The 24,141-nt window shown below is 71.0% G+C and carries 17 protein-coding genes, 1 tRNA gene and 1 pseudogene; 9 read left to right on the top strand and 10 right to left on the bottom strand.

What is annotated here, in order from left to right; translation table 11 throughout:
- Window positions 1-170: 170 nt before the first annotated feature.
- Complete coding sequence (ppc, locus tag SSPS47_RS12620) at window positions 171-2,861, top strand: phosphoenolpyruvate carboxylase (protein WP_164254541.1); 2,691 nt, start codon at window positions 171-173, stop codon at window positions 2,859-2,861.
- Between the two features lie 58 nt (window positions 2,862-2,919).
- On the opposite strand, the gene SSPS47_RS12615 is transcribed toward ppc, so the two are convergent.
- The 7 genes and pseudogenes from SSPS47_RS12615 to SSPS47_RS35315 form a co-directional block, all read right to left on the bottom strand.
- Window positions 2,920-3,390 carry a hypothetical protein gene (locus SSPS47_RS12615; RefSeq protein WP_147876884.1) on the bottom strand — a complete coding sequence of 157 codons (471 nt, stop codon included), beginning with the start codon at window positions 3,388-3,390 and terminating at the stop codon, window positions 2,920-2,922.
- Window positions 3,391-3,455: 65 nt separating this feature from the next.
- Window positions 3,456-4,052 (bottom strand): aminoacyl-tRNA hydrolase, encoded by a 597-nt coding sequence (pth, locus tag SSPS47_RS12610; RefSeq protein WP_164251066.1) that lies wholly within the window; start codon window positions 4,050-4,052, stop codon window positions 3,456-3,458.
- Between the two features lie 97 nt (window positions 4,053-4,149).
- On the bottom strand, window positions 4,150-4,737 hold the full coding sequence (locus SSPS47_RS12605; protein ID WP_164251064.1) for a 50S ribosomal protein L25/general stress protein Ctc: 588 nt from the start codon (window positions 4,735-4,737) through the stop codon (window positions 4,150-4,152).
- 214 nt (window positions 4,738-4,951) lie between these two features.
- The gene (locus SSPS47_RS12600; protein ID WP_147876881.1) at window positions 4,952-5,929 is read right to left on the bottom strand and encodes a ribose-phosphate diphosphokinase; all 978 of its coding nucleotides are present in this window, start codon (window positions 5,927-5,929) and stop codon (window positions 4,952-4,954) included.
- A gap of 110 nt (window positions 5,930-6,039) precedes the next feature.
- Complete coding sequence (glmU, locus tag SSPS47_RS12595) at window positions 6,040-7,488, bottom strand: bifunctional UDP-N-acetylglucosamine diphosphorylase/glucosamine-1-phosphate N-acetyltransferase GlmU (RefSeq protein WP_164251059.1); 1,449 nt, start codon at window positions 7,486-7,488, stop codon at window positions 6,040-6,042.
- Between the two features lie 118 nt (window positions 7,489-7,606).
- Window positions 7,607-7,678: transfer RNA gene (locus SSPS47_RS12590), tRNA-Gln, on the bottom strand.
- A gap of 26 nt (window positions 7,679-7,704) precedes the next feature.
- Window positions 7,705-8,562: pseudogene (locus tag SSPS47_RS35315) on the bottom strand (hypothetical protein).
- A gap of 157 nt (window positions 8,563-8,719) precedes the next feature.
- On the opposite strand from SSPS47_RS35315, the gene SSPS47_RS12575 reads away from it, so the two are divergent.
- Window positions 8,720-10,057 (top strand): histidine kinase, encoded by a 1,338-nt coding sequence (locus SSPS47_RS12575; RefSeq protein WP_164251054.1) that lies wholly within the window; start codon window positions 8,720-8,722, stop codon window positions 10,055-10,057.
- A gap of 45 nt (window positions 10,058-10,102) precedes the next feature.
- Here SSPS47_RS12575 and SSPS47_RS12570 read toward each other — a convergent pair whose 3' ends face one another.
- Both SSPS47_RS12570 and SSPS47_RS12565 read right to left on the bottom strand, forming a co-directional pair.
- A complete protein-coding gene (locus SSPS47_RS12570) occupies window positions 10,103-10,591 on the bottom strand; it encodes an SUKH-3 domain-containing protein (protein WP_164251052.1) in 489 nt (162 codons plus the stop codon).
- 7 nt (window positions 10,592-10,598) lie between these two features.
- Complete coding sequence (locus SSPS47_RS12565) at window positions 10,599-11,060, bottom strand: YwqJ-related putative deaminase (protein ID WP_147877053.1); 462 nt, start codon at window positions 11,058-11,060, stop codon at window positions 10,599-10,601.
- Between the two features lie 453 nt (window positions 11,061-11,513).
- Here SSPS47_RS12565 and SSPS47_RS12560 point away from each other — a divergent pair, with 453 nt between their 5' ends.
- The 3 genes from SSPS47_RS12560 (at window position 11,514) to SSPS47_RS12550 (ending at window position 16,269) form a co-directional block, all read left to right on the top strand.
- A complete protein-coding gene (locus SSPS47_RS12560) occupies window positions 11,514-12,491 on the top strand; it encodes an SMI1/KNR4 family protein (protein WP_164251050.1) in 978 nt (325 codons plus the stop codon).
- 5 nt (window positions 12,492-12,496) lie between these two features.
- A complete protein-coding gene (locus SSPS47_RS12555) occupies window positions 12,497-15,055 on the top strand; it encodes an SUKH-4 family immunity protein (RefSeq protein WP_164251048.1) in 2,559 nt (852 codons plus the stop codon).
- Between the two features lie 290 nt (window positions 15,056-15,345).
- Window positions 15,346-16,269 (top strand): cellulose-binding protein, encoded by a 924-nt coding sequence (locus SSPS47_RS12550; protein WP_164251046.1) that lies wholly within the window; start codon window positions 15,346-15,348, stop codon window positions 16,267-16,269.
- Window positions 16,270-16,285: 16 nt separating this feature from the next.
- Here SSPS47_RS12550 and SSPS47_RS12545 read toward each other — a convergent pair whose 3' ends face one another.
- Entirely contained in the window at window positions 16,286-17,920 is a 1,635-nt protein-coding gene (locus SSPS47_RS12545) for an MDR family MFS transporter (RefSeq protein ID WP_239064870.1), read from the bottom strand.
- 532 nt (window positions 17,921-18,452) lie between these two features.
- Here SSPS47_RS12545 and SSPS47_RS12540 point away from each other — a divergent pair.
- From SSPS47_RS12540 to SSPS47_RS12525, 4 genes are all read left to right on the top strand, one after another.
- Entirely contained in the window at window positions 18,453-19,241 is a 789-nt protein-coding gene (locus SSPS47_RS12540; protein WP_164251044.1) for an ABC transporter ATP-binding protein, read from the top strand.
- Window positions 19,238-21,814: an FtsX-like permease family protein gene (locus tag SSPS47_RS12535; protein WP_164251043.1), complete on the top strand. Its 2,577-nt coding sequence runs from the start codon at window positions 19,238-19,240 to the stop codon at window positions 21,812-21,814. The genes SSPS47_RS12540 and SSPS47_RS12535 overlap by 4 nt, the downstream gene beginning before the upstream one ends.
- Before the next feature lie 246 nt (window positions 21,815-22,060).
- Window positions 22,061-22,330, top strand: coding sequence for a hypothetical protein (locus tag SSPS47_RS12530; RefSeq protein ID WP_164251041.1), 270 nt, complete (start codon window positions 22,061-22,063; stop codon window positions 22,328-22,330).
- A gap of 9 nt (window positions 22,331-22,339) precedes the next feature.
- Window positions 22,340-24,136 (top strand): AfsR/SARP family transcriptional regulator, encoded by a 1,797-nt coding sequence (locus tag SSPS47_RS12525; RefSeq protein WP_164251039.1) that lies wholly within the window; start codon window positions 22,340-22,342, stop codon window positions 24,134-24,136.
- Window positions 24,137-24,141: the final 5 nt, after the last annotated feature.

Below are 24,141 nucleotides of genomic sequence, written 5' to 3'. Positions count from 1 at the left end.
CGTCGGACAGCGCGGTCCGGTCGAACAATCTCTCCAGAACCTTCTCCTCCCGACGTGCTCAAACACTGCAAGGAGCCGCACCTGTGAGCAGTGCCGACCAGACCCCGACCGCCGGCCGGTCGACGACCGACCGGCCGTTCCACACCGAGGGCGCCACCTCCAACGTCGAGCTGCGCTCCGACATCCGCCGGCTCGGCGACCTCCTCGGCGAGACCCTCGTACGCCAGGAAGGCCCCGAACTGCTCGACCTCGTCGAGCGTGTCCGCGCCCTCACCCGCGAGGACGGCGAAGCAGCCGCCGCGCTGCTCGGCGACACCGACCTGGAGACCGCCGCGAAGCTCGTCCGCGCCTTCTCCACCTACTTCCACCTCGCCAACGTCACCGAGCAGGTCCACCGCGGCCGCGAGATGCGCGACCGCCGGGAGGCCGAGGGCGGGCTCCTCGCCCGTACCGCCGACCGTCTCAAGGACGCCGACCCGGAGCATCTGCGCGCCACCGTCAAGAACCTCAGCGTCCGCCCCGTCTTCACCGCGCACCCCACCGAAGCCGCGCGCCGCTCCGTACTGAACAAGCTCCGCCGCATCGCCGAACTCCTCGAACTGCCCGTCATCGCCGCCGACCGGCGCCGCCACGACCTGCGGCTCGCCGAGTCCATCGACCTGATCTGGCAGACCGACGAACTGCGCGTCGTACGGCCCGAGCCCGCCGACGAGGCCCGCAACGCCATCTACTACCTCGACGAACTGCACGCCGAAGCGGTCGGCGACGTCCTCGAAGACCTCGTCGCCGAACTCGAACGCGTCGGCGTCGAACTGCCCTCCGGCACCCGCCCCCTCAGCTTCGGCACCTGGATCGGCGGCGACCGCGACGGCAACCCCAACGTGACCCCCGCCGTCACCTGGGAAGTGCTGATCCTCCAGCACGAGCACGGCATCACCGACGCGCTCGAACTCATCGACCAGCTGCGCGGCCAGCTCTCCAACTCCATCCGGTACGCGGGCGCCACCCAGGAGCTCCTCGACTCGCTCGCCACCGACCTCGACCGCCTCCCCGAGATCAGCCCCCGCTACAAGCGCCTCAACGCCGAAGAGCCGTACCGCCTCAAGGCCACCTGCATCCGGCAGAAGCTCGTCAACACCCGTGAGCGCCTCGCCAAGGGCACCCCGCACAGCAAGGGCCGCGACTACCTCGGCACCTCGCAGCTGCTGGAGGACCTCACCCTCGTCCAGGAGTCCCTGCGCTCCCACCGCGGCGGCCTCTTCGCCGACGGACGCATGGACCGCACCATCCGCACCCTCGCCGCGTTCGGGCTCCAGCTCGCCACCATGGACGTACGCGAACACGCCGACGCCCACCACCACGCGCTCGGCCAGCTCTTCGACCGCCTCGGCGAGGAGTCCTGGCGGTACGCGGACATGCCGCGCGAGTACCGGCAGAAGCTCCTCGCCAAGGAGCTGCGCTCCCGCCGCCCGCTCGCCCCCACCCCCGCGCCCCTCGACGCCGCCGGCGAGAAGACCCTCGGCGTCTTCCACACCGTCAAGCAGGCGTTCGAACGCTTCGGCCCCGAGGTCATCGAGTCCTACATCATCTCGATGTGCCAGGGCGCCGACGACGTCTTCGCCGCCGCCGTCCTCGCCCGCGAGGCCGGACTGCTCGACCTGCACTCCGGCTGGGCCAAGATCGGCATCGTGCCGCTCCTGGAGACCACCGACGAGCTGCGCGCAGCCGACATCATCCTCGACGAGATGCTCGCCGACCCCTCCTACCGGCGCCTCGTCTCACTGCGCGGCGACGTCCAGGAGGTCATGCTCGGCTACTCCGACTCCTCCAAGTTCGGCGGCATCACCACCAGCCAGTGGGAGATCCACCGCGCCCAGCGCCGGCTCCGCGACGTCGCCCACCGCTACGGCGTACGGCTCCGCCTCTTCCACGGCCGCGGCGGCACCGTCGGCCGCGGCGGCGGCCCCTCGCACGACGCGATCCTCGCGCAGCCCTGGGGCACCCTGGAGGGCGAGATCAAGGTGACCGAGCAGGGCGAGGTCATCTCCGACAAGTACCTGATCCCGGCCCTCGCCAGGGAGAACCTGGAACTGACCGTCGCCGCCACCCTCCAGGCGTCCGCGCTGCACACCGCGCCCCGCCAGTCCGACGAGGCGCTGGCGCGCTGGGACGCGGCCATGGACACCGTCTCCGACGCGGCCCACGGCGCGTACCGCAAGCTCGTCGAGGACCCCGACCTGCCCGCGTACTTCTTCGCCGCGACCCCCGTCGACCAGCTCGCCGACCTGCACCTCGGCTCACGCCCCTCCCGGCGCCCGGACTCCGGCGCCGGACTCGACGGGCTGCGCGCCATCCCGTGGGTCTTCGGCTGGACGCAGTCGCGGCAGATCGTACCCGGCTGGTACGGGGTCGGATCCGGCCTCAAGGCGCTGCGCGAATCGGGCCTCGACCCGGTCCTGGACGAGATGCACGAACACTGGCACTTCTTCCAGAACTTCCTCTCCAACGTCGAGATGACCCTCGCCAAGACCGACCTGCGGATCGCCAGGCACTACGTCGACACCCTGGTGCCCGACGAGCTGAAGCACGTCTTCACCGCCATCGAGGAGGAGCACGCGCTCACGGTGCGGGAAGTCCTGCGGATCACCGGCAACGAGCAGCTGCTGGGCTCCAACCCGGTGCTGCGGCAGACGTTCGCCATCCGCGACGCCTACCTCGACCCGATCTCCTACCTCCAGGTCTCACTGCTCGCGCGCCAGCGCGCGGCGGCGGCCCGCGAGGAAGCACCGGACCCGCTGCTCTCGCGGGCACTGCTGCTGACGGTCAACGGGGTGGCGGCGGGGCTGCGCAACACCGGCTGAGCAGGTGAGGGACCCGGGCGCCGGACGGGCTCGACCCCTCCGGCGCCCGGGGCGGGTGTCAGAGCGCGAAGAACGCCGCCGCAAGCAGCAGCGCACCCGCCAGCGCCGTACCCCACGCCGTACGCGTCAGCCGCATCCCGCCGCCGACCACCGGCGCCGCCAGCAGCAGCGCGCCGCCCAGCGGCACCCACGCCAGCAGTACGCCGGACGAGCCCGCGCGGAGCAGCTCCTCGGTGCCGGGCCTCAGCACCACCTCGTACTCCCGGCCCTTCTTCACCGCCACCGACCGCTCGATGGGCGCGCCCGCCCGCGGTGGCGGCGGCCCCTCGGGGTCGTAGGTCCCCGTACAGGTCGTATCGCCGCACTCGGTCACCGACAGCGTGCCGTGCTCGCGGCCCTTGGAGAGCAGCACATGCTGCGCCGTGTCCCAGGACGTCCAGAAACCCGCGACGAGCAACAGCCCGGCGACGCACGCCATCGCGACGCGGCGGCCCACCGACAGGGCGAGTTGGGAGGAGCTCGGCTTCATGGACCGCGATCCTTGGCCATCCGGACGCGGTCGGTCAACTTGTGGCCGACAAATGGCCGTTGTTGTCAGGAGTTGTACGCGCTCTGCGCGCGTTCAAGCCCTTCCGTCACCAGACACTCGACGGCGTCGGCCGCCCGGTCCACGAGGAAGTCCAGCTCCTTGCGCTCCACGGACGAGAAGTCCTTCAGTACGAAGTCGGCCACCTGCATCCGCCCCGGCGGCCGGCCGATCCCGAAGCGGACCCGGTGGTAGTCGGGACCCATCGACTTCGTCATGGACTTCAGACCGTTGTGACCGTTGTCCCCGCCGCCCAGCTTCAGCCGCAGAGCGCCGTAGTCGATGTCCAACTCGTCATGGATCGCCACGATGTTGACCGTCGGCACCTTGTAGAAGTCCCGCAGCCCGGCGACCGGCCCCCCGGACAGGTTCATGAACGACAGCGGCTTCGCCAGCACCACCCGCCGGCTGCCCGGCCCCATCGGCCCCACCCGGCCCTCCAGGACCTGCGCCTGTGACTTCTGCGCGCGCTTGAACGAACCGCCGATCCGGCCCGCGAGGAGATCGGCCACCATGAAACCCACGTTGTGACGGTTGGCCGCGTAACCCGGGCCGGGATTGCCCAGGCCCACGATCAGCCACGGGGGGGTGACATCGGTCGTCATCTGCGCTGCGTCTCCTTGGGACGAAGAGAAGAACGGGGTGGCGGGCACCGGCCCGCCACCCCGTCGGGCAAAGCGTTTCTCAGGTTCCTGCGGAGGCTCAGACCTCGGCGGCGGCCTCGTCGGCGGCGTCCTCGGCCGGCTCCTCGGCCTGCGCGGCCAGGACCTGGATGACGACCGCGTCCTCGTCGGTCACCAGCGTCGTGCCCTTGGGCAGGGGGACATCCTTCGCGACGATGGAGGCACCGGCCTCCAGGCCCTCGACGGAGACCGTCACGGACTCGGGGATGTGCGTCGCCTCGGCCTCGACGGTCAGGGTGCTCAGCACGTTCTCCAGCAGGAACGGACCCGGGGCCAGCTCGCCCTCGGTGTGCACCGCGACCTCGATCGTGACCTTCTCGCCGCGCTTCACCGCGAGCAGGTCGACGTGCTTGATGAAGCCCTTGAGCGCGTCACGCTGGACGGCCTTGGGGATCACGAGCTCCTTGCGGCCCTCGATGTCGATGCTCAGGAGGGCGTTCGCCGTCTTGAGCGCCATCATCAGGTCGTGACCCGGCAGGGAGACGTGAACGGGGTCGGCGCCGTGACCGTAGATGACCGCGGGAACCTTGTTCTCACGACGGGTACGGCGGGCGGCGCCCTTGCCGAACTCGGACCGGACCTCAGCGCTGATCTTGACCTCAGCCATGGCTGCACTCCTCGTAGATGACACATAGGTGACGATGGGACCGCTGGTCACCCGGCCACGACAGGCCTGCTACGAAGAGCGCGTCGATAACGGACAGCCGCGAATGAAAGCGGCCTCCCTCGCCGAGCAACTCCGTGAGTCTACCCGGCGGGGAGGCCGCCCCAGAAATCGATCTTCGCCGGCCCGGTCGTGGGGCCGTGTCGTGGGGGCCGTGCTACGCCTGCTCGTCGAAGAGGCTGGTCACCGAACCGTCCTCGAACACCTCGCGCACCGCGCGCGCGATCGTCGGCGCGATGGACAGCACCGTGATCTTGTCCATCTCCAGATTGCCCGGATCCGGCAGCGTGTCCGTGAAGATGAACTCACTGACCTTCGAATTCTTCAGCCGGTCCCCGGCCGGACCCGACAGCACACCGTGCGTCGCCGTCACGATGACGTCCTCGGCGCCGTGCGCGAACAGCGCGTCCGCGGCGGCGCAGATCGTGCCACCCGTGTCGATCATGTCGTCCACCAGGACACAGACCCGGCCCTCGACATTGCCGACGACCTCATGGACCGTCACCTCGTTGGCGACATCCTTGTCACGGCGCTTGTGCACGATCGCCAGCGGGGCGTCCAGCCGGTCGCACCAGCGGTCCGCCACCCGAACGCGGCCGGCGTCCGGCGAGACCACCGTCAGCTTCGACCGGTCGACCTTCGTCGCCACGTAGTCCGCCAGGATCGGCAGCGCGAACAGATGGTCCACCGGGCCGTCGAAGAAACCCTGGATCTGATCGGTGTGGAGGTCCACGGTCAGAATGCGGTGCGCTCCCGCGGTCTTCATCAGGTCCGCCACCAGACGGGCCGAAATCGGCTCACGCCCACGGTGCTTCTTGTCCTGCCGGGCATATCCGTAGAAGGGAACGATCACCGTGATGCTCCGGGCCGAAGCCCGCTTCAGAGCATCGATCATGATCAACTGCTCCATGATCCATTTATTGATCGGAGCCGTGTGGCTCTGGATCAGAAAACAGTCCGCACCACGAGCCGACTCCTGATAGCGCACGTAGATCTCGCCGTTGGCGAAATCGAACGCCTTGGTCGGCACTATTCCGACACCCAGCGTATGGGCGACAGCCTCGGCCAGCTCGGGGTGGGCGCGGCCGGAAAAGAGCATCAGCTTCTTCTCGCCGGTCGTCTTGATCCCGGTCACAGCACAGTCTCCTCAGACGTGTTGATTGCCGCTGCACCCGCGCGTCCCTGCGAGCCAGCCGAACGTGAGCATCTATCACGGTACGCGCTGCACGAGGCGCCTGTTTCCGGTCAGCTTTCGACCGCGAGCTCCTCGGCCGCGGCGGCGGCGGCCTGCGCGGCCGCGCTGCCCGGCCGCTTACGGGCCACCCAACCCTCGATATTCCTTTGCTGGCCCCGCGCGACGGCCAGCGAACCCGAGGGGACGTCCTTCGTGATGACCGACCCGGCGGCGGTGTAGGCACCGTCCCCGACAGTGACAGGCGCCACAAACATGTTGTCCGAGCCCGTCTTGCAGTGTGAGCCGATCGTCGTGTGATGCTTCGATTCGCCGTCGTAGTTCACGAACACGCTCGCCGCGCCGATATTCGTCTGCTCACCGATCGTCGCGTCACCCACGTAACTCAGGTGCGGCACCTTCGAACCGGCGCCGATCGTCGCCTTCTTCATCTCCACGAACGTCCCGGCCTTCGACCTCACGCCGAGCCTGGTCCCCGGACGCAGATACGCGAACGGGCCCACCGAAGCCGACTCGCCCACCTCCGCGTCGATGGCCACCGTGTTGTCCACCCGGGCGCCCACGCCCACCTTGGTGTCCGTCAGCCGCGAGTTGGGACCCACCTCGGCGCCCTCCGACAGATGCGTCGTGCCCAGCAGCTGCGTACCCGGGTGCACGATCGAGTCCGGCTCGTACGTCACCGTCACGTCGATCAGCACGGACCCCGGATCCACCACGGTCACACCGGCCGTCATCGCCCGCTCCAGCAGCCGCTCGTTCAACAGGCGGCGCGCGGCGGCCAGTTGTACGCGGTTGTTGATGCCCAGGATCTCCCGGTGATCACCGGCCACCGAGGCGCCGACGCGGTGCCCCGCCGACCGCAGGATGCCGAGGACGTCGGTCAGATACTCCTCGCCCTGGCTGTTGTCCGTACGGACCTTGCCGAGCGCGTCCGCGAGCAGCCGCCCGTCGAAGGCGAACACCCCCGAGTTGATCTCCCGTACCGCACGCTGCTCGTCGGTCGCGTCCTTGTGCTCCACGATCCCGACGACGGCGCCGCTTGCCTCGTCCCGCACGATCCGCCCGTAACCGGTCGCGTCCGGCACCTCGGCGGTCAGCACGGTGACGGCGTTGCCGTCCTTCTCGTGCTGCGCGGCGAGCGCGGCGAGCGTGGATCCGGAGAGCAGCGGGGTGTCGCCGCACACGACGACGACGGTGCCGTCGGGAGCCCGCCCCAGCTCCTCGACGGCCATCCGGACGGCGTGCCCGGTGCCGTTCTGCTCGGCCTGGAACGCGGTCCGCACCCCGTCGTACGAGGCGGCCAGATGCCCCTCGACCAGCTCCCGCGTGTGCCCGACGACGACCACGAGATGCGCCGGCTCCAGCTCACGCGCGGCGGAGACGACATGACCGACGAGCGATCGCCCGCAGATCTCGTGCAGGACCTTGGGTGTCTTCGACTTCATGCGGGTGCCCTCACCCGCTGCGAGGACGACGACGGCGGCCGGGCGATTGGCGCTCACGGGAATGCCCTTCGGCTTCGGATGCTTGGTGTGGGTGACATCCGCAGGATACCGGGGGGTTTCGGGGCGGAAACGAAGGCGGGTCCTGACCGGAGAGGTCAGGACCCGAACTTGCTTGCTCCCCCGCCAGGACTCGAACCTGGACAGATGGCACCAAAAGCCACAGTGCTGCCAATTACACCACGGGGGATCATTGCGGCCTTAACGGACATTGTGTCAGGCCGTTGTTTTGGCACCCAACACTATGCCGTACCAGGCGCCCTCCATGCGACGGTATAGATCGGCGCTTTTGGTCACGTAGATGATCAAGCAGCCTCTGTAGGTGTCGGCGGTGTTCTTCCGCTTGGTCGTCGGGTTGTGCTTCTTGAGGGTGGCCTTCTGGAACGCGGACACGTTCACACCCACCAGATCGGCCCAAAATGCCTCGGCGGCGGGAACGTCGGCCGACTCGTGGATGCTGACCCGCAGTCGCATGCGCTCACGCGTGACCCCCAGCAGTTCGAGCCAGCGCAGGTAGGTCTTGATCATGTTCGGGTCGCTGTTGATGAAGTACAGCGCTTCCCGGCGGCTGTACGACTTGTCCTTGGTTCCTTCGGCCCAGTAGAGCCCCACTCCGATCAGGAACAGTTCCCGGTCGGACAACTTCCCGACCTCCTCTCGCGCCAAGCGCTTCGTTTCGTGTCGGTCCACGTCCTGTGCGGCGCGGAGACGTGCCTATCCGGCGTTCATTCGGGCCCGACGCTCCTCGTTCGTGTAGCGAGGCTCCGGCTTCGGCAGATCCCGCACCCATAACGAGATCGAACTCTTCGAGCACCCCAGCTCCAGCTCGATCTGGTCGTATGTGAGTCCCTGGAGCCGTAGCTCACGTGCCTTGGCCCGTAGGTCATCCTTCGCGTTGGGGCGCTTCGTCCACTCCGGCGGTGGCTCGCCTTGCACCAGACGCCTGAGGATCTCGTTGTTGAACACCTTCGGGCGGTCGCGGATCTGCCGCAGGCTCAGACCCTCCCGGCGCAGTGCCACCGCCTGCTCCCGAAGTGCCTCGAAGTCCTCGTATTTGCCGTTCAGTGCTGTCATGCAGGACATCCTCGTCCGGAATCCGGACGTCCGGCTCGAATGTGTGGTCGGTTCGCCGGATCGTGTGAGCGGTGGTCGTTCCCCTTGCCCGAGGACCGTTCGCGTGCTGATGGCACTCCCCGGAAATTGGGTCGCGGCCGCCCGTAGGCTGGGAGGTATGACCACAACGGGGGCATGCGAGGAGGCCGAGGGCTTGACCACTCGCGGCTTCTGGTGGTGGAGGCGGCGCCGCAGCGTCGTGCTGGATGTGGGGCTGGCCGTCGTGTCCGCCCTGGAGTGTGCGTTCGAGGGGATCCGGTTCGCGGACAGCGCTCGGCTGCCGATGGCCCTCGGGGTCGTTTTCGGCCTGTTGGTCGGGTCCGTGCTGCTGCTGCGACGGCGGTGGCCGATGGCCGTCGTGCTCGTCTCCGTCGCCGTCACTCCGGCCGAGATGGGTGTGCTGCTCGCGATCGTCGGGCTGTACACGCTCGCCGCGTCCGACGCGCCCCGCCGCATCATCGGCGCGCTTGCCGGGATGTCGCTCGTCGGGACGCTCATCGTCGTCTTCGTACGGACGCGGCAGGACGTCAGCGGCGTGGACATCGACTCCGCCCGCTGGTACATCCCGCTGATCGCCGTCTTCATGGCGTTGAGCATGTCGTTGCCGCCCGTGCTCCTCGGTCTCTACGTGGGGGCCAGGCGCCGGCTGATGGAGAGCCTGCGGGAGCGGGCGGACAGTCTGGAGCAGGAGCTGTCGCTGCTGGCCGACCGGGCCGAGCAGCGGGCGGAGTGGGCCCGTACGGAGGAGCGCACGCGCATCGCGCGTGAGATGCACGACGTGGTGGCGCACCGGGTGAGCCTGATGGTGGTGCACGCCGCCGCGTTGCAGGCGGTGGCGTTGAAGGATCCGCAGAAGGCGGTGAAGAACGCCGCGCTGGTGGGGGACATGGGGCGACAGGCGCTCACCGAGCTGCGGGAGATGCTGGGTGTGCTGCGCGCGGGTGAGCAGCAGGCGGCGCGGAAGGTGGCGGACGCGGGGTCGGGGGCGGACCGTTCGACGGTGCCGTTGGCCTCGGTGGGTGTCGCCGCGGCGGCGGCCGCCGCCGCCGCGGCGGACGACGGCCCCGGTATGGAGGACATCGAGGCGCTGGTGGGTCAGTCGCGCGACGCGGGGATGGTCGTGGAGCTGGCGGTGCACGGGGTGACGCGCGCGTACGCCCCGGAGGTCGAGCAGACGGCGTACCGGGTGGTGCAGGAGGCGCTGACGAATGTGCACAAGCACGCGGCCGGGGCGAAGGTGATGGTGCGGCTGGCGCACCGGGAGGCCGAGATCGCGATGCAGGTGGAGAACGGTCCGTCGTACGGCGCCGCGGACGCCGGGCTGCCCAGTGGCGGGAACGGGCTGGTGGGGATGCGGGAGCGGGTGCTGGCGCTGGGCGGGGTGTTCGTGTCGGGGGAGACGGACGCGGGGGGCTTCCGGGTGTCGGCGGTGCTGCCCTATCGGGACACCGTGTAGGTTCGCTCCTTGGTCTCCGGCTCCGGTTGCCTTTCGCCCGGTCTCTCAGTCCGAGGTGAGCCGCTGCGGCTGCGCTCCGGTCACCAGCGCCGCGAGCGCGTGGTCGATGTGCGGACCGAGGAACCAGTCGCCGGTGTGGTCGATGGAGTAGACGCGCCCCGTGGCGTCGACGGCGAGCACGGCCTGGCCGTCGCCCTCCTCGCCGATGGGGCTGATCTCGGTGTCCAGGGAGCGCCCGAGGTCGCCGAGGGTACGGGCGAGATGGATCCCGGCCAGCGGATCGAACCGTACGGTCGTGGGGGCGATCTGCCGACCCGGTCCGGGCGCGGACACGGTCAGCCCGCCGAACTCCGCCCAGATCTCGACGACGGCCGCGAACACGGCGTGCATGTGTCCCGCCGGGGTGACGTGAACGCGCAGCGCGTCCGCCCACTCCTCGGCCTGCCGCATGTCCCAGCGGCCCGGCTGCCAGCCGGCTTCGCGCAGGGCGGCGTCGACGGCGACGGGGAAGCGGGTCGTGGTGAGGTCCGGCACGGGGTCGTCAGCCGTTCTGCGTCGGGTCGACGGGGCGTACGCCGAACTGGGCGAGCATCGCCGTACAGGAGCGGCAGGGCGGCGCGTAACTGCCGTGGAGCGGGTCGCCGTCCTCGCGGATGCGGCGTGCGGTGAGTTTGGCGTGCTTCAGGGAGCGGCGGGCCTCGCCGTGGGTGAGGGGCTTGCGCTGGGCGCGTTTGGAGCGGGCGCCCTCGACGGCGGTGAGGTGCCGGGACAGCAGGATGGCTTCGGGGCAGCGGCCGGTGAATCGTTCACGCTGGCCGCTGGTGAGGGTGTCCAGGAAGTCCTGTACGAGGGGGTGCAGGGCGGGTGGCTGGTCGGCCTTGCCCGCGGTGCAGGTGAGATTTTCACCACGCACGGAGAGCGCGGCGGCGACGGCGGGCAGGATTCCGTCGCGGCGCTGCCGCAGTACGGGCGGGCGGTGCGGTTCGGTGCTGCTCCAGCTCAGCCGCGGGTCCCCGGAGGTCTCGCCGGCCGTGGTCCCGGTGGGCCCGGACCGGGTCCCGTCCGAGGTCCCGGCGGTGGTCCCGGTCCGGCCGGCCCCGGCGACGTCCGTGACGAGGCGCCCCGGCGCCGCTCCCTGGCGGCTCGGCGAACCGAGGCGTGGATCTCCCGATGTGTCCTGTTGTGCTGTGTGCAAAGCGTTGACCCTCCCTACGCAATCCCCACGCAATCCCCCGAGTTGCGGGGGACAGCCTGCCAAATGTGACACGTCGTGGGGAAGCCGGGGCGGGTTCGGTGCGTGGTGTCGTCGCTGCGTGACCTGGGGTGACCGGTTGTCACCGGCACCCGAACGAGTGCCGTGGCAAGGGCCGGCGACGGACCGGAGGGGCAGCGTCCCCTGTTGCTTCACCGCATAGGCTGTGCCGAACCAGTCAGAAGCCAGCAGGGGGCATCCGCCATGACGACAGGTCGGCTCGGGCAGCAAGCCGCGCCACCGAACGCGGCCTACGCCGGGCAGGTCGTGCAATTCCCGGACCCCGTCCGGGCCTCCCGCCACCCCAGGGGTGTGCCGGTGGACGGCAACGGCTTCCCGGACTTCTCGCCGTACGCGCGTGCCGCCGCCGAGATCGCCGAACCCCCCGAGGGCTTCGGCGTCGACGAGCTGCGGCTCACGGACTACGTGTCGGCCAACGCCGCGCTGCACGCCGACGGCCATGAACTGTGGGACACGATCCCCGCCGTGGCGACCCCGCACGGCTGGACCTGGCACCACGCGCCGAATTCGCGGCGGCTGCTGCTGGTGCCGGTGGAGGTGAAGGCGCTGCTGCGCCATCACGGCGGGCTGGCGACGACTGCGGTGGACCACGGCAAGCGCGGGACGCGTCCTCTTCAGGAGACACGGCCGGTGCACTTCGGACTGCCGAAGGGCTCGGTGTCGGTGTCCGAGCAGCAGCTGCTCAGTGTGGAGGAGGACCTCGGTTACCGGCTGCCCGGCGCGTACCGCACCTTCCTCAAGGCGGCGGGCGGCTGCGCCCCGGTGGGCGCGGCGCTGGACGCGGAGCTGGGGCTGCTGGTGGACCAGCCGTTCTTCACCGTTCGTGAAGAGGCGGCGGTCAACGACCTGTTGTATGTCAACAAGTGTCTGCGGGACCATCTGACCAAGGACTATCTGGGCGTGGCGTTCGTCCAGGGCGGCATCCTCGCGGTGAAGGTGCGGGGCGGGTCGGCCGGTTCGGTGTGGTTCTGCGCGTACGACGACGCACGCGACCGGGACGGCTGGAGCGTGCAGGAGCGGGTGGAGCGCCTGCTGCTGCCCTGCGGTGAGGACTTCGACGCCTTCCTCACACGGCTGGCGGGCAATCCGCCGGAGCTGGACACGGTGGCGAACCTGATGGTGGACGGCGGCTTCGCCCGCGCCGTCCCGGTGGAGGGGTGAGCGCGATGGTGACATTCGCTCAGGCGCAGGAACGCGCGGACGAGTGGGTCAACGGTGATGTGCCCGCGTATCAGCACCGCGAGGTGCGGGTGCGGGAGTTCGAGCTGGGGTTCGTGGTGTGGGCGGAGGACCGCGCGGACGGTCCGAGGTCGGACGGCGGGTTCCAGCGGCTGGTGATCGCCAGGGACAGCGGTGAGGCGACGCTGTGGCCGGGGCTGCCGGTGGGTGAGGTGATCCGGCGGTACGAGGAGGAGTACGGGGCGCAGGCGCAGGCCCCGGAGCCGCCGAGGGCGCCGCAGCGCATCGATCTGAACCAGACGTCGTTCCTGCTGACGCCGCCGGAGTGGTTGCAGGACGCGGCGGACAGGATGGGTGTTCCGGGGGCGCCGTCGTCGCCCTCGCCGTCCGGGTCGTCTTCCGCGTCGGCGGGCCCGGGCTCGGGTTCCGGTGCGGGCGCGGGTTCCTCCGGCGGCGGTGGGTACGGGCAGGGCGCGCCCGCGGAGCCGGTCTCGGCGTCGCAGAGCAGCAGTTCGCCGTGGCCCGACGCCGACCGCAGCGGGGATCACGGGCCCGCGGGGTCCGGCGGTGCGCCGCAGTCCGGGGCGACTCCCTGGGCCGGTACGGACACCAACGCCGCCGGTGAGGACGTGTCGGTGGGGCTTCCGGCGACGGTTTTCGCACCGCCGCTCTCGGGCGCGGACGACGACGACACCCCGCCGCCCGGTGTGGCGGCCGACGCGCCGACGGCGCTGATGTCGGGTGGCAGTCATCTGCCGCGGACGACGGTGGCCCCGGGTCTCGGCTCGGGGACCCCCGACCGGAGCGGGCCGGGTGCGCCCGGTCCCGGCTCCGGTCCCGGTGACATCGCCGACGCCGCGACGAGCAAGGCGACGGGGCCGCCGCGCGGTGCGCGTGGCGCCGGCCCTTCGACCCCGCCGCCGCCAAGTCCTCCCGGCGCCCCCGGAGTTCCCGGCCCGCCCGGTCCTCCCGGCGCCCCGGCCGGTGGGTACCAGCCGACTCAGCTCGCCCCGCAGCTCGGTCCCGGCGGACCGGGGGGTCCGCAGCCGCCCGGACCTCCGGGTGCGCCCGGTGCTCCCGGTGCGCCGCCACCCGGTGGTGTGCACCATGCGGCGACGATGCTCGCGGACCCGAGCCAGGGCGGTCAGGCCCCGTCGTCGGGCGGTCCTCGTCCACCGGGCCCGCCCGGTCCTCCAGGTGCTCCTGGTGCTCCCGGGATGCCGCCGGGTCCGCCCGGCCCGCCCGGTGCTCCCGGTACGCCGCCGCCCGGTGGTGTGCACCACGCGGCGACGATGCTCGCGGACCCGAGCCAGGGCGGTCAGCACGGTGGTCCCGGTGCGCCCCCCGGCCCTCCCGGGATGCCGCCGGGTCCCCCCGGTGCGCCCGGCGTACCGGGTGCTCCCGGTACGCCGCCGCCCGGTGGCGTACACCATGCCGCGACGATGCTGGCCGGCCCCGGTGCCGTACCCGGCCCGCCGCCCGGCGCCGCCGGTCCCCATCCGCCCGGCCCGCCCGGCGCGCCTCCCGGCGCCCCGCCCGGCTCGTACGGCTATCCGCAGCAGGCCACCGGCATGCCGACGGTCGGCCCCGGCTATCAGGCCGTTCTGCGCTACCGCGCGCCCGACGGCTCCGAGGCCCAGCTCATCCGCCGCTCGGCGCCCGGCACTCCGCACCCCGAGTGGCAGATCCTGCACGAGCTGCGCGCCATGAACGTGCCGCCGCAGCAGGTGCTGGAACTCCACACGGAGCTGGAGTCCTGCGAGCTGCCCGGTGGTTACTGCGCGCGCATGATCCGCGAGACCTGGCCGCAGGTGCGGATCACCAGCGTCGCCCCGTACGGCAGGGACCACTCCAGCCGCCAGCAGGGCATGCAGCATCTGCTCACCCACCAGGGCGAGTTGCACCAGGTCGCGGACGGTCCGGCGCGGCCGGCCCCGGTACGCGCCCCGCTGCCGCAGGTACCGCCCGCGCAGCCGGTTCCGCCGGAGGCGATCGCGCAGGAGCTGGCGGGTGCGTTCGGCCCGCAGGGCATCTGCCGGTTCGACCAGCGGGCGGTCTCCCGTCAGGGCGTGCCGGAAGTCGTGGCGCGCACGCTCGTGTGGGCGGGGCTGCCGGGCGACTTCGGCCCGTTCTTCTGGGCGCAGCCCCCGCAGCCGGTGGTGCCGACGCTGGCCGAGCTGGCCGCGCAGCGGCAGGTGCAGCCGGCGGCGGACGCGGGCTCGTACCTGGTGATGGGCAGCGACTTCGGCCGGGCGATCTGTGTGCAGTACGGAACGGCGCACATCATGGCCGTGTCGGTCGAGACGGGACCGGGCGGTCAGACGACCCCGCCGCAGTTCGTGAACACCGGGCTGCCGGAGTTCACTCGCTCGATGGCGCTGCTCGGCCGCATGTGGCGGTTGCGTTTCGGTCTGAATCCGGAGCAGGCGGGCCGCTGGACGGTCGACTTCCAGGCACAGCTGGCCGCGATCGACCCGGCGGCGCTGTCGTCGCCGGAGAGCTGGTGGTCGGTGCTGCTGGAGCAGATGTGGGACGGGCTGCTCTGACCGTACGGGCGGCGATCCGGCCGTACGGAGCCGGTCCGGCGGTGCCGGGCCGGCGGTGAGATCCGCCACGTACGACCCGCGCGAAGGCGCCCCCGTGGTTCACGGTGGGCGCCTTCGCCGTGCCGGTACCGCGATCGGGCGATGGCTTGAACGCGTCGGCCGCGTCAGCGGTACGGAAGCGGCGTCGGGCACCCGGCGTCAAATGCCGCATTCTTGAGAAGGATGGACGGGTGGGGCGTTTCGTAAGGACGTTCCCTCTTGTCACCGTCGGTCGGAGAGAGGCTTCAGGAATGGCTGCTGCACGGGCGTCGGCTCACGGCTTCGATCCCGTCCGGGGCCGTGGTTACCGCCCCGAGCAGGTCGACCGGCGGGTCACGGAGCTGGCCGGGGACCGCGAGGACGCCCAGGCGCACGAGCGGCGGCTCGCGGAGCTCGCCGGGCGTCTGGAGGAGGAGGCCGAGCTGCTGCGGCGGCAGGTCGAGGCGCTGCCGCCGCAGACGTACGACTCCCTGGGCGACCGCGCCCGGCAGATTCTGGCTCTGGCCGCCGAGGAGGCGGACGCGGCGCGTGCGACCGCCCGGGAGGACGCGCAGGCGCTGTCCGACGAGGCGGACGACAGGGGCCGCAGGACGCGTGAGGCGGCCCGCGCGGACGCGGAGGCGGTCACGGCCGACGCGGACGCGCACGCGACCCGGACGGTGGAGGGCGCGCGGGGCGCGGCCGACGAACTGCGGACGGCCGCGCGCCGGGACGCCGAGGAGGTACGGGGCGCGGCGCTGGCGCGGTTCGACGAGATCCGGCAGCGTACGGAGGCTCTGCTCACCGGGTTGTCGCAGGAGCACGCGGAGCGACTGGCCGCGACGACGCGGGAGTTCACCGACCGGGACGCGGCCGCGGAGGCCCGCCGGACGGAGCTGGCGGCCCGCTCGGACGCTCGGCTCGCGGACGCCAGGCGTGCTTTCGCGGAGGCGGAGGAGAACGCCCGGCACATCCAGGAGGACGCGGCGGCTCGCGCCGAGGAGTTGATGGGGCGGGCACGGGTGGCGGAGGAGCGGACGGTACGGGAGACGGAGCGGATCCTGCGGGAGCACACCGAGATCCGCGAGGAGGTGCAGGCGCGGATGACGCATGTGCGCAACAGCCTGGCGGCGTTGACGGGCCGGGCTCCTGTGGAGGCCGATGCGGCTCCGTCCGGCGAGGGAGAGTCCTCTTAAGGGAGGAGCCCGTTCTTCAGGAGGCGTCCGTCGCCGCGTCGCTCGCCTTGTCGGGCCGGGTGCCGGGGGCCGGATCCGGTGCGGGGTCCCGGTGGACGGGGAAGCGGCGCGGCGCCACGAAGAGAAGCACCAGCAGGCAGAGCGCGGCGGCGCCGGCCGCCCCGAGGAAGACGGCGTCGACCGCCGAGTCGACCGCGCGGCGCAGGAAGTCGGCCGCGCGGGCGGTGAGGCCCGCCGAATCGTCCAGGGCGTGCGCCACGGAGTCGAGGTCGCGCGGGAGACCGTCGCCGGGCGCGTCGGCGAGCCTGTTGGTGAGGATGCCGTTGGCCAGCGCCCCGAAGAGGGCGGCGCCCACGCTCTGGCCGAGCTGGCGGCAGAAGAGTATCGACGCGGTGGCCGTGCCGCGCTCCGACCAGCCGACCGTCCCTTGTACGGCGATGATCAGCGGGAGTTGGAACAGCCCGAGCGCCCCGCCGAGCAGCAGCATCAGCAGCGCGGGCTGCCATGCCTGGCCGGGGAAGGGCAGCAGGGGGAAGGCCAGCAGGACCAGCAGGGCGAAGGACATGCCGGTGATCGCGGTGCGGCGGAAGCCGACACGGTTGTAGACGCGGTCGGAGAGGGCCGCGCTGATCGGCCAGGTCAGGGTCATCGCGGAGAGGACGAAGCCGGCGGCTATCGGGCCGAGGCCGAGGACGGACTGGGCGTACGTCGGCAGGAAGACCGTCGGGGCGATCATCAGCAGACCGAGCGCGCCGAGCGCGAGATTGACGGCGGCGATGGGGCGGCGGCGCCAGACCCAGCCGGGGATGATCGGTTCGGCCGCGCGCCGTTCGACGAGGAAGGTCACGACGGCGAGCAGCGCGGTGCCGGTGAGGAGCGCGAGCGAGGGGGCGGAGAGCCAGGGCCAGGCGACCCCGCCCTGCACGAGGGCGGTGACCAGGAGCGTGCCGGTGGCGAAGACGGCGAGCGCGCCCGCCCAGTCGACGCGGGGGCGGGGCGGGGCAGCGGTCGTGCGGTCCGGGCCCCGCTCCGTACGCGCGGTGTGCCCCCTCTCGCGGGCGCGCGTGCGGCCGGGCTCGTGGAGGTGGCGGACGGTGAGGTAGAGCGCGAGCGCGCCCACCGGCAGATTGATCAGGAAGATCCAGCGCCAGTCCGCGTACCCCGCGAGCAGTCCGCCGACCGCCGGGCCCGCTATGGAGGACGCGGCCCAGACGGTGGAGAGTCTGGCCTGGATCTTGGGGCGTTCCTTCAGGGGGTAGAGGTCGGCGGCGATGGTCTGCACGGTGCCCTGGATCGCGCCGCCGCCGAGGCCCTGTACGACGCGGAAGGCGATCAGGGATCCCATGTTCCACGCGGTGGCGCAGAGGACCGAGCCGATGAGGAAGAGGATGATGCCCGCGATCAGCACGGGCTTGCGGCCGAAGGTGTCGGAGAGCTTTCCGTACACGGGCAGGGTGACCGTCGCGGCGAGCAGATAGCCGGAGAAGAGCCAGGAGAAGACGGAGAAGCCGCCGAGGTCTCCGACGATCTGCGGGACGGCGGTGGCAAGGATCGTGCCGTCGAGCGCCGCCAGTGCCATGCCGAGCATCAGGGCGGCGACGACGGGACCGCGGCGGCGCTCGGGTGCGGCGCGCTCGGGTATGGCGGTCACAGGATCCCTTCCCTATGCAGGTATCTCCCCGGACACCATCTCACTTGACCTTCTCGTCGTGGCAGGGTGCAGTCTTCGTCCCGGAGGGAACCCTCAGGACGGCTCCACCTGAGGGTGGAGAGCCCTTAGGTGGTTCTCCCTACTTACGGCCAGGGACGGTTCGTCCCGCTGGAGGAGGAGAAGAGGCGGGCCCGTTCTTTAAGTTGGTCTTACACCGCAGGGGAGGCCGGTCGGGGGGCCGGGCGGTGAGGGGGAGCGGGCCCGAGGGGGGCTACCACCCGGAAATCCTGAGGAAAACCCCAGCAGAAGTCTGAGTTTTTCCCCAGCGCGCCGGAGGGTCTCGGGGGCGCAGACTCAGGTCGGAGCCGGCGGGAGCAGTCACCGGCCCGTCTGCCGCACGACGGCCGGTCGCGCGACACCACGTCGCGCGACCACCCGTCGCACCACGAACACATCGGCACACCACCACACAGCGCGGGGCGCGCAGCGTGCCTCACGACGCCTGATTTTCGACGGACTTAGGAGACTTACCGTGACAACGGCTGTGACCATCCCCAAGCACGGGGGCACGGGAGGGGGCTTGGCCGTCGCCGCGCGAGCGCGACAGGTCGTCAAGGCGTACGGCTCGGGGGAGACCCGGATCGTCGCACTCGACCATGTCGATGTGGACATCGCCCGCGGGCAGTTCACCGCGATCATGGGCCCGTCGGGCTCAGGCAAGTCGACGCTGATGCACTGCCTCGCCGGGCTCGACACCGTGACCTCGGGGGAGATCTATCTCGACGAGACCGAGATCACGAAGCTCAAGGACAAGAAGCTCACCCAGCTGCGCAGGGACCGGATCGGCTTCATCTTCCAGGCGTACAACCTGCTGCCGACGCTGAACGCCCTGGAGAACATCACGCTGCCCATGGACATAGCGGGCCGCAAGCCCGACCGGCAGTGGCTCCAGCGGGTGGTGGAGACCGTCGGTCTGGCCGAGCGCCTCAAGCACCGGCCGACCCAGCTCTCCGGCGGTCAGCAGCAGCGCGTGGCCGTCGCCCGCGCCCTCGCCGCCCGGCCCGAGATCATCTTCGGTGACGAACCGACCGGAAACCTGGACTCGCGGGCGGGCGCCGAGGTGCTGAACTTCCTGCGCAAGTCGGTGGACGAGCTGGGACAGACCATGGTGATGGTCACGCACGACCCGGTCGCCGCCTCCTACGCGGACCGGGTGCTGTATCTCGCCGACGGCCGGATCGTCGACGAGATGCGCAGCCCGACCGCCGAGCAGGTCCTCGACCGGATGAAGAACTTCGACGCTCGGGGGCGGACGTCGTGACCGTCGTCAAGACCTCCGTGCGCAACTTCCTCGCGCACAAGGGCCGCATGGCGCTCTCCGCCGTCGCCGTCCTGCTGTCGGTGGCGTTCGTCTCGGGGACGCTCGTCTTCACCGACACCATGAACACCACGTTCGACAAGCTCTTCGCGTCGACGTCGTCCGACGTCACCGTCAGCCCCAAGGGCGCGGCGGCGGCCGACGAAGCGCCGTCGCAGACGGGCAAGCCCGAGTCGCTGCCGGCGTCCGTCCTCGGACGCGTCGAGAAGTCGCCGGGCGTGAAGTCCGCCGAGGGCGCGGTCAGCAGCATGAGTGTCACGGTCGTCGACACGGAGAACAAGAACGTGGGCGCGACCTCCGGCGCCCCGACGATCGCGGGCAACTGGACGGACAACGACCTCAGGTCGATGGAGATCACCTCCGGCCACGCCCCGCGCGGTCCCACCGAGGTCATGGTCGACGCCGACACCGCGGACAAGCACGGCCTGAAGCTCGGCGACGAGCTGCGCACCATCGCGGTCACGGGCGACCTCAGGGCGGAGATCGTCGGCATCGCCACCTTCAAGGTGACCAACCCGGGCGCCACCATCCTCTACTTCGACACCGAGACCGCCCAGCGTGGACTCCTCGGCGAGACGGGTCTGTTCACACAGATCAACGTCGTGGCCGACGACGGGGTGAGCGACGCCCAGCTGAAGGCGGACCTGGCGGGATCGCTCGGGGGCACGTACAAGCTCCAGACGCAGAAGGAGACGGCGGACACGGGCCGGGACAGCGTCGGTTCGTTCCTCGACGTGATGAAGTACGCGATGCTCGGCTTCGCCGGGATCGCCTTCCTCGTCGGCATCTTCCTGATCGTCAACACCTTCTCCATGCTGGTCGCCCAGCGGACCCGCGAGATCGGTCTGATGCGGGCCATCGGGTCCAGTCGCAAGCAGGTCAACCGCTCGGTGCTGCTGGAGGCCGTCCTGCTCGGCGTCGTCGGCTCCGTCGCCGGTGTCGCCGCGGGTGTGGGACTGGCCGTCGGACTGATGGAACTGATGTCGTCCATGGGCATGGAGCTGTCCACCCAGGACCTCACCGTGAAGTGGACGACTCCCGCGATCGGGCTGGTGCTCGGCGTCGTCGTCACCGTCCTCGCCGCGTACATACCGGCCCGCAGGGCCGGGAAGATCTCGCCGATGGCGGCTCTGCGTGACGCCGGTACACCGGCCGACGGCCGCGCCGGACGGATCCGGGGCACGATCGGTCTGATCCTCACCGGCGGTGGTGTCGCCGCGCTGCTCGTCTCGACGCGGGCCGAGAAGGCGAGCGAGGGCTCGCTGTTCCTCGGCATGGGCGTCGTGCTCACACTCATCGGCTTCGTCGTCATCGGGCCGCTGCTCGCCGGCTTCTTCGTCCGGATCCTGAGCACCGCGGTGCTGCGGGGCTTCGGCCCGGTCGGCCGGATGGCCGAGCGCAACGCGCTGCGCAACCCGCGGCGTACGGGAGCCACGGGCGCGGCCCTGATGATCGGCCTGGCCCTGGTGGCCTGTCTGTCGGTGGTCGGTTCGTCGATGGTCGCCTCGGCGACGGACGAGCTGGACAAGACCGTCGGCGCGGACTTCATCATCCAGTCCGACACCGGTCAGCCGATCGTGCCGCAGGCCCAGGAGGCGCTGGAGAAGGCACCCGGAATCGCGCACGTCACCGAGTACAAGATGATCGAGGCGAAGCTGACCACGCCCGACGGGAAGACCGTCAGCGAGGACCTGGCTGCGGCCGACTCGACGTACGCGCAGGATCTGCGCCGCGAGACCGTCGCGGGCGAGCTGTCCGCCGCGTACGACAAGGACTCGATGTCCGTCGGCGACGTCTTCGCCGAGGAGCACGGCGTCAAGGTCGGGGACGAGCTGACCGTCGCGTTCAAGGGCGGCGAGAGCGCGAAACTCAAGGTCGCGGCGATCACGTCGGACGACGTGTCGGTGGACAAGGGCGCCAAGTACACCTCCATAGCGACCGCCGAGCGGTATCTGCCCGCGGAGAAGATGCCGAAGAACGTGATCATGTTCGCGGCGGCCGAGGACGGCCAGGAGAAGGCGGCGTACGCGGCGCTGAAGGACTCGCTGGCGGCGTACCCGCAGTACAAGGTCCAGGACCAGACGGACTTCAAGCAGGACCTGAAGGACCAGATCGGCCAACTGCTCAACATCGTCTACGGTCTGCTCGGACTCGCGATCATCGTCGCGGTGCTGGGTGTGGTGAACACCCTGGCACTGTCGGTCGTGGAGCGGACCCGGGAGATCGGACTGCTGCGGGCGATCGGCCTGTCGCGCCGTCAGCTGCGGCGCATGATCCGGCTGGAGTCGGTCGTCATCGCCCTCTTCGGAGCCCTGCTCGGCCTCGGTCTGGGCATGGGCTGGGGCACGGCGGCGCAGAAGCTCCTCGCCCTGGAGGGCCTGGAGGTCCTGGAGATCCCGTGGCCCACCATCATCGGGGTGTTCGTGGCCTCGGCCTTCGTGGGACTGTTCGCCGCGCTCGTCCCGGCGTTCCGGGCGGGCCGGATGAACGTCCTGAATGCGATCGCCACGGATTAGCGGTGCCCGGCGGTGACCGACCCGCCGCCACCGGCCCGGCCTAGGTGATTTTCGGCTCCGGTGGGCGTCCTCGACGCCCACCGGAGCTGTTTTTGTCCTCCCTGGTCAGAGCGGTGCTGACAACAAGCTGCGCGCGTAGATGCAACAAGCTGACACGCCCCGGCCCCCCATTTCGAGACACCCGCTGCCATGGTCGTGCCACCGGAAAGCGATCCGGTCCGACGGAACGATTCAACAGGGGGAATTGTGCTCGGTGTACCGCACTGCAACTCCAAGAAGATCATGGCCCGTTCGCGCACCGCTCGCACCGTACGCTCGGCACGAACCGCACTCGCTCTTGGTGTCTGTACGGCCGCACTGACCCTCTCCGCGGGGACCGCCTCGGCCTCCGCCCGCGTCGCCGGGCCGAGCGCGCCCGACCCGGTGCCGGCGTGCCAGACGGCCGCCGCCTTCCTCCCCGAGACGGTGGCCGGCGAGGCCCTGACGCTCTGCAAGCTTGTCAACGGCTGGGACTAGGCGTAGCCGGTGCGGTTTCAGCTCCTCGGGCCGCTCAGCATCACGGACGGTCCCGACACTGTCGTCCTCCAGCCGTCCAAGCCCACCATCCTCCTCGCCTCGCTGCTCCTGCACGCCAACACGGTCGTCTCCGCGGATTACCTCCAGCGGACCATGTGGGGCGAGGAACAGCCCGCCACCTCCCGTGCCGCGCTCCAGACGTGCGTACTGCGGCTGCGCCGGCTGTTCACCAAGCACGGGGTGACCGAGACCCCCATCGAGGCCGTGCCCGGCGGCTACCGGATCACGGCCGGGCCCCGGCACCTCGATCTGATCGGCTTCCGGGAAGAGGTACGGCGTGCCGCGGACGTCGCCGACCCGGAGAGTGAACTGCACGTGCTCAAAGGCGCGTTGTCGCTGTGGGAGGGCTCCGTACTGGCCAATGTCCGCTCCGACGTGCTGCACCGCGACGAAGTCCCCCGGCTCGTCGAGGAGCGGCTGCGGACACTGGAGCGCGCCTGTGATCTCAAGCTGCTGCTCGGCCGCTGCGGCGAGGCGCTGGTGGAGCTGTGGAGCGCCAGCCGGGCCCACCCCGGCCATGAGCGGTTCCGCGAACAGCTCATCGAGGCCCTGTACCGCACGGGCCGTCAGACCGAGGCCCTCGCCGAGTACCGGATGGTCAAGGAGTACCTGCACGACGAGCTGGGGGTGGACCCGTCGCCCGCGCTTCGCCGGCTGGAACTGGCCATCCTGCGCGGCGAGGACCTCGGACCCGCCGACGACCGCCACCCCGCCGGCGCCGCGTACACCTCCGCCGGCAACGGCGAGCGCCGGCACACCACCGCCCCCGCCGCGCCGCCGCCGGCCGCCGTGGAACCCGTCGAGGCCGTGCACTCCTTCACCGGGCGCGAGGCCGAGACCACCGCCCTGCTGGAGCGGCTGACCGCGCCCGGCCACGAACCCGTCACCCTCCTGGTGTCGGGGGCACCCGGAATCGGCAAGACCGCGCTGGCCCGGCACCTCGCCCACCAGGTCAGAAACAGTTTCCCGGCAGGCCTGTTCATGGTGCGGATGGTCGCCCCGGACGGTACGCCGCGCAGCCCCGACGACGCGGCTGCCGAGGTGGCCGCCGCCCTGCGCGACCAGGTGCGCGGCGAACGCGCCCTGCTCGTGCTGGACGACGTGGTCGACGCCGACCAGGTCAGACCGCTGCTGCCGGCCGGCGCCGACGGCGCGGTGATCGTCACCAGCCGGCGCGGTCTCGCCGGTCTCGTCGCCACCCACGGCGGCTGGGTGCTGCGGCTCGGCACCTTCACCGAGGAGGAGTCGTACGCGCTGCTGGTCGCCGTCCTCGGCGCCGAACGCGTCGAGGCGGAACCGGAGGAGGCCCGCCGGCTCGCCGAAGCCTGCGGTCACCATCCGCTCGCGCTGCGCATCATGTCGGCCCGGCTGCTCACCCGGCCGGCGCTGCGGCTGGCCGACTCCGTCAGCTGGCTGGCGGAGGACCCGCTGGCCCGGCTCTCACTCGCCGACTCGCCCGAGCTGTCGGTGCACCGCGTACTGGGCGGGGCGCTCGACCGGCTCGACCCGCGGCTCGTCGAGGCGTTCCTGAAGGTCGCCGCGCAGCTCCCCGACGACTTCACGGCCGAGGACGGCGTGCGGGTGCTCGGGATGTCCCCCGTCGAGGCGGACGACGTACTGGACCGGCTCGCCGACGCCGGACTGCTGGAAGAAGGGCCGCCCGGCCCGTACCGGGTGCACGAACTGCTCCGTGTGTACGCGCGCAGAACCGCGCCGTTCCGATCCCGACCGATACAGAAGGTGTGAATCCC

The sequence above is a fragment of the Streptomyces sp. S4.7 genome, from assembly GCF_010384365.1.
Taxonomy (GTDB): domain Bacteria; phylum Actinomycetota; class Actinomycetes; order Streptomycetales; family Streptomycetaceae; genus Streptomyces.
The sequence above is the reverse complement of the archived record's forward strand: the minus strand, read 5'-3'. Positions and strand labels throughout refer to the sequence as shown.

Excerpts from the sequence above, each read along its gene's own strand:
- SSPS47_RS12615 (WP_147876884.1), bottom strand. The coding sequence starts at position 3,390 with ATGAAGCCGAGCTCCTCCCAACTCGCCCTGTCGGTGGGCCGCCGCGTC.
- pth (WP_164251066.1), bottom strand. The coding sequence starts at position 4,052 with ATGACGACCGATGTCACCCCCCCGTGGCTGATCGTGGGCCTGGGCAAT.
- SSPS47_RS12605 (WP_164251064.1), bottom strand. The coding sequence starts at position 4,737 with ATGGCTGAGGTCAAGATCAGCGCTGAGGTCCGGTCCGAGTTCGGCAAG.
- SSPS47_RS12575 (WP_164251054.1), top strand. The coding sequence starts at position 8,720 with ATGACCACAACGGGGGCATGCGAGGAGGCCGAGGGCTTGACCACTCGC.
- SSPS47_RS12560 (WP_164251050.1), top strand. The coding sequence starts at position 11,514 with ATGACGACAGGTCGGCTCGGGCAGCAAGCCGCGCCACCGAACGCGGCC.
- SSPS47_RS12555 (WP_164251048.1), top strand. The coding sequence starts at position 12,497 with ATGGTGACATTCGCTCAGGCGCAGGAACGCGCGGACGAGTGGGTCAAC.
- SSPS47_RS12550 (WP_164251046.1), top strand. The coding sequence starts at position 15,346 with ATGGCTGCTGCACGGGCGTCGGCTCACGGCTTCGATCCCGTCCGGGGC.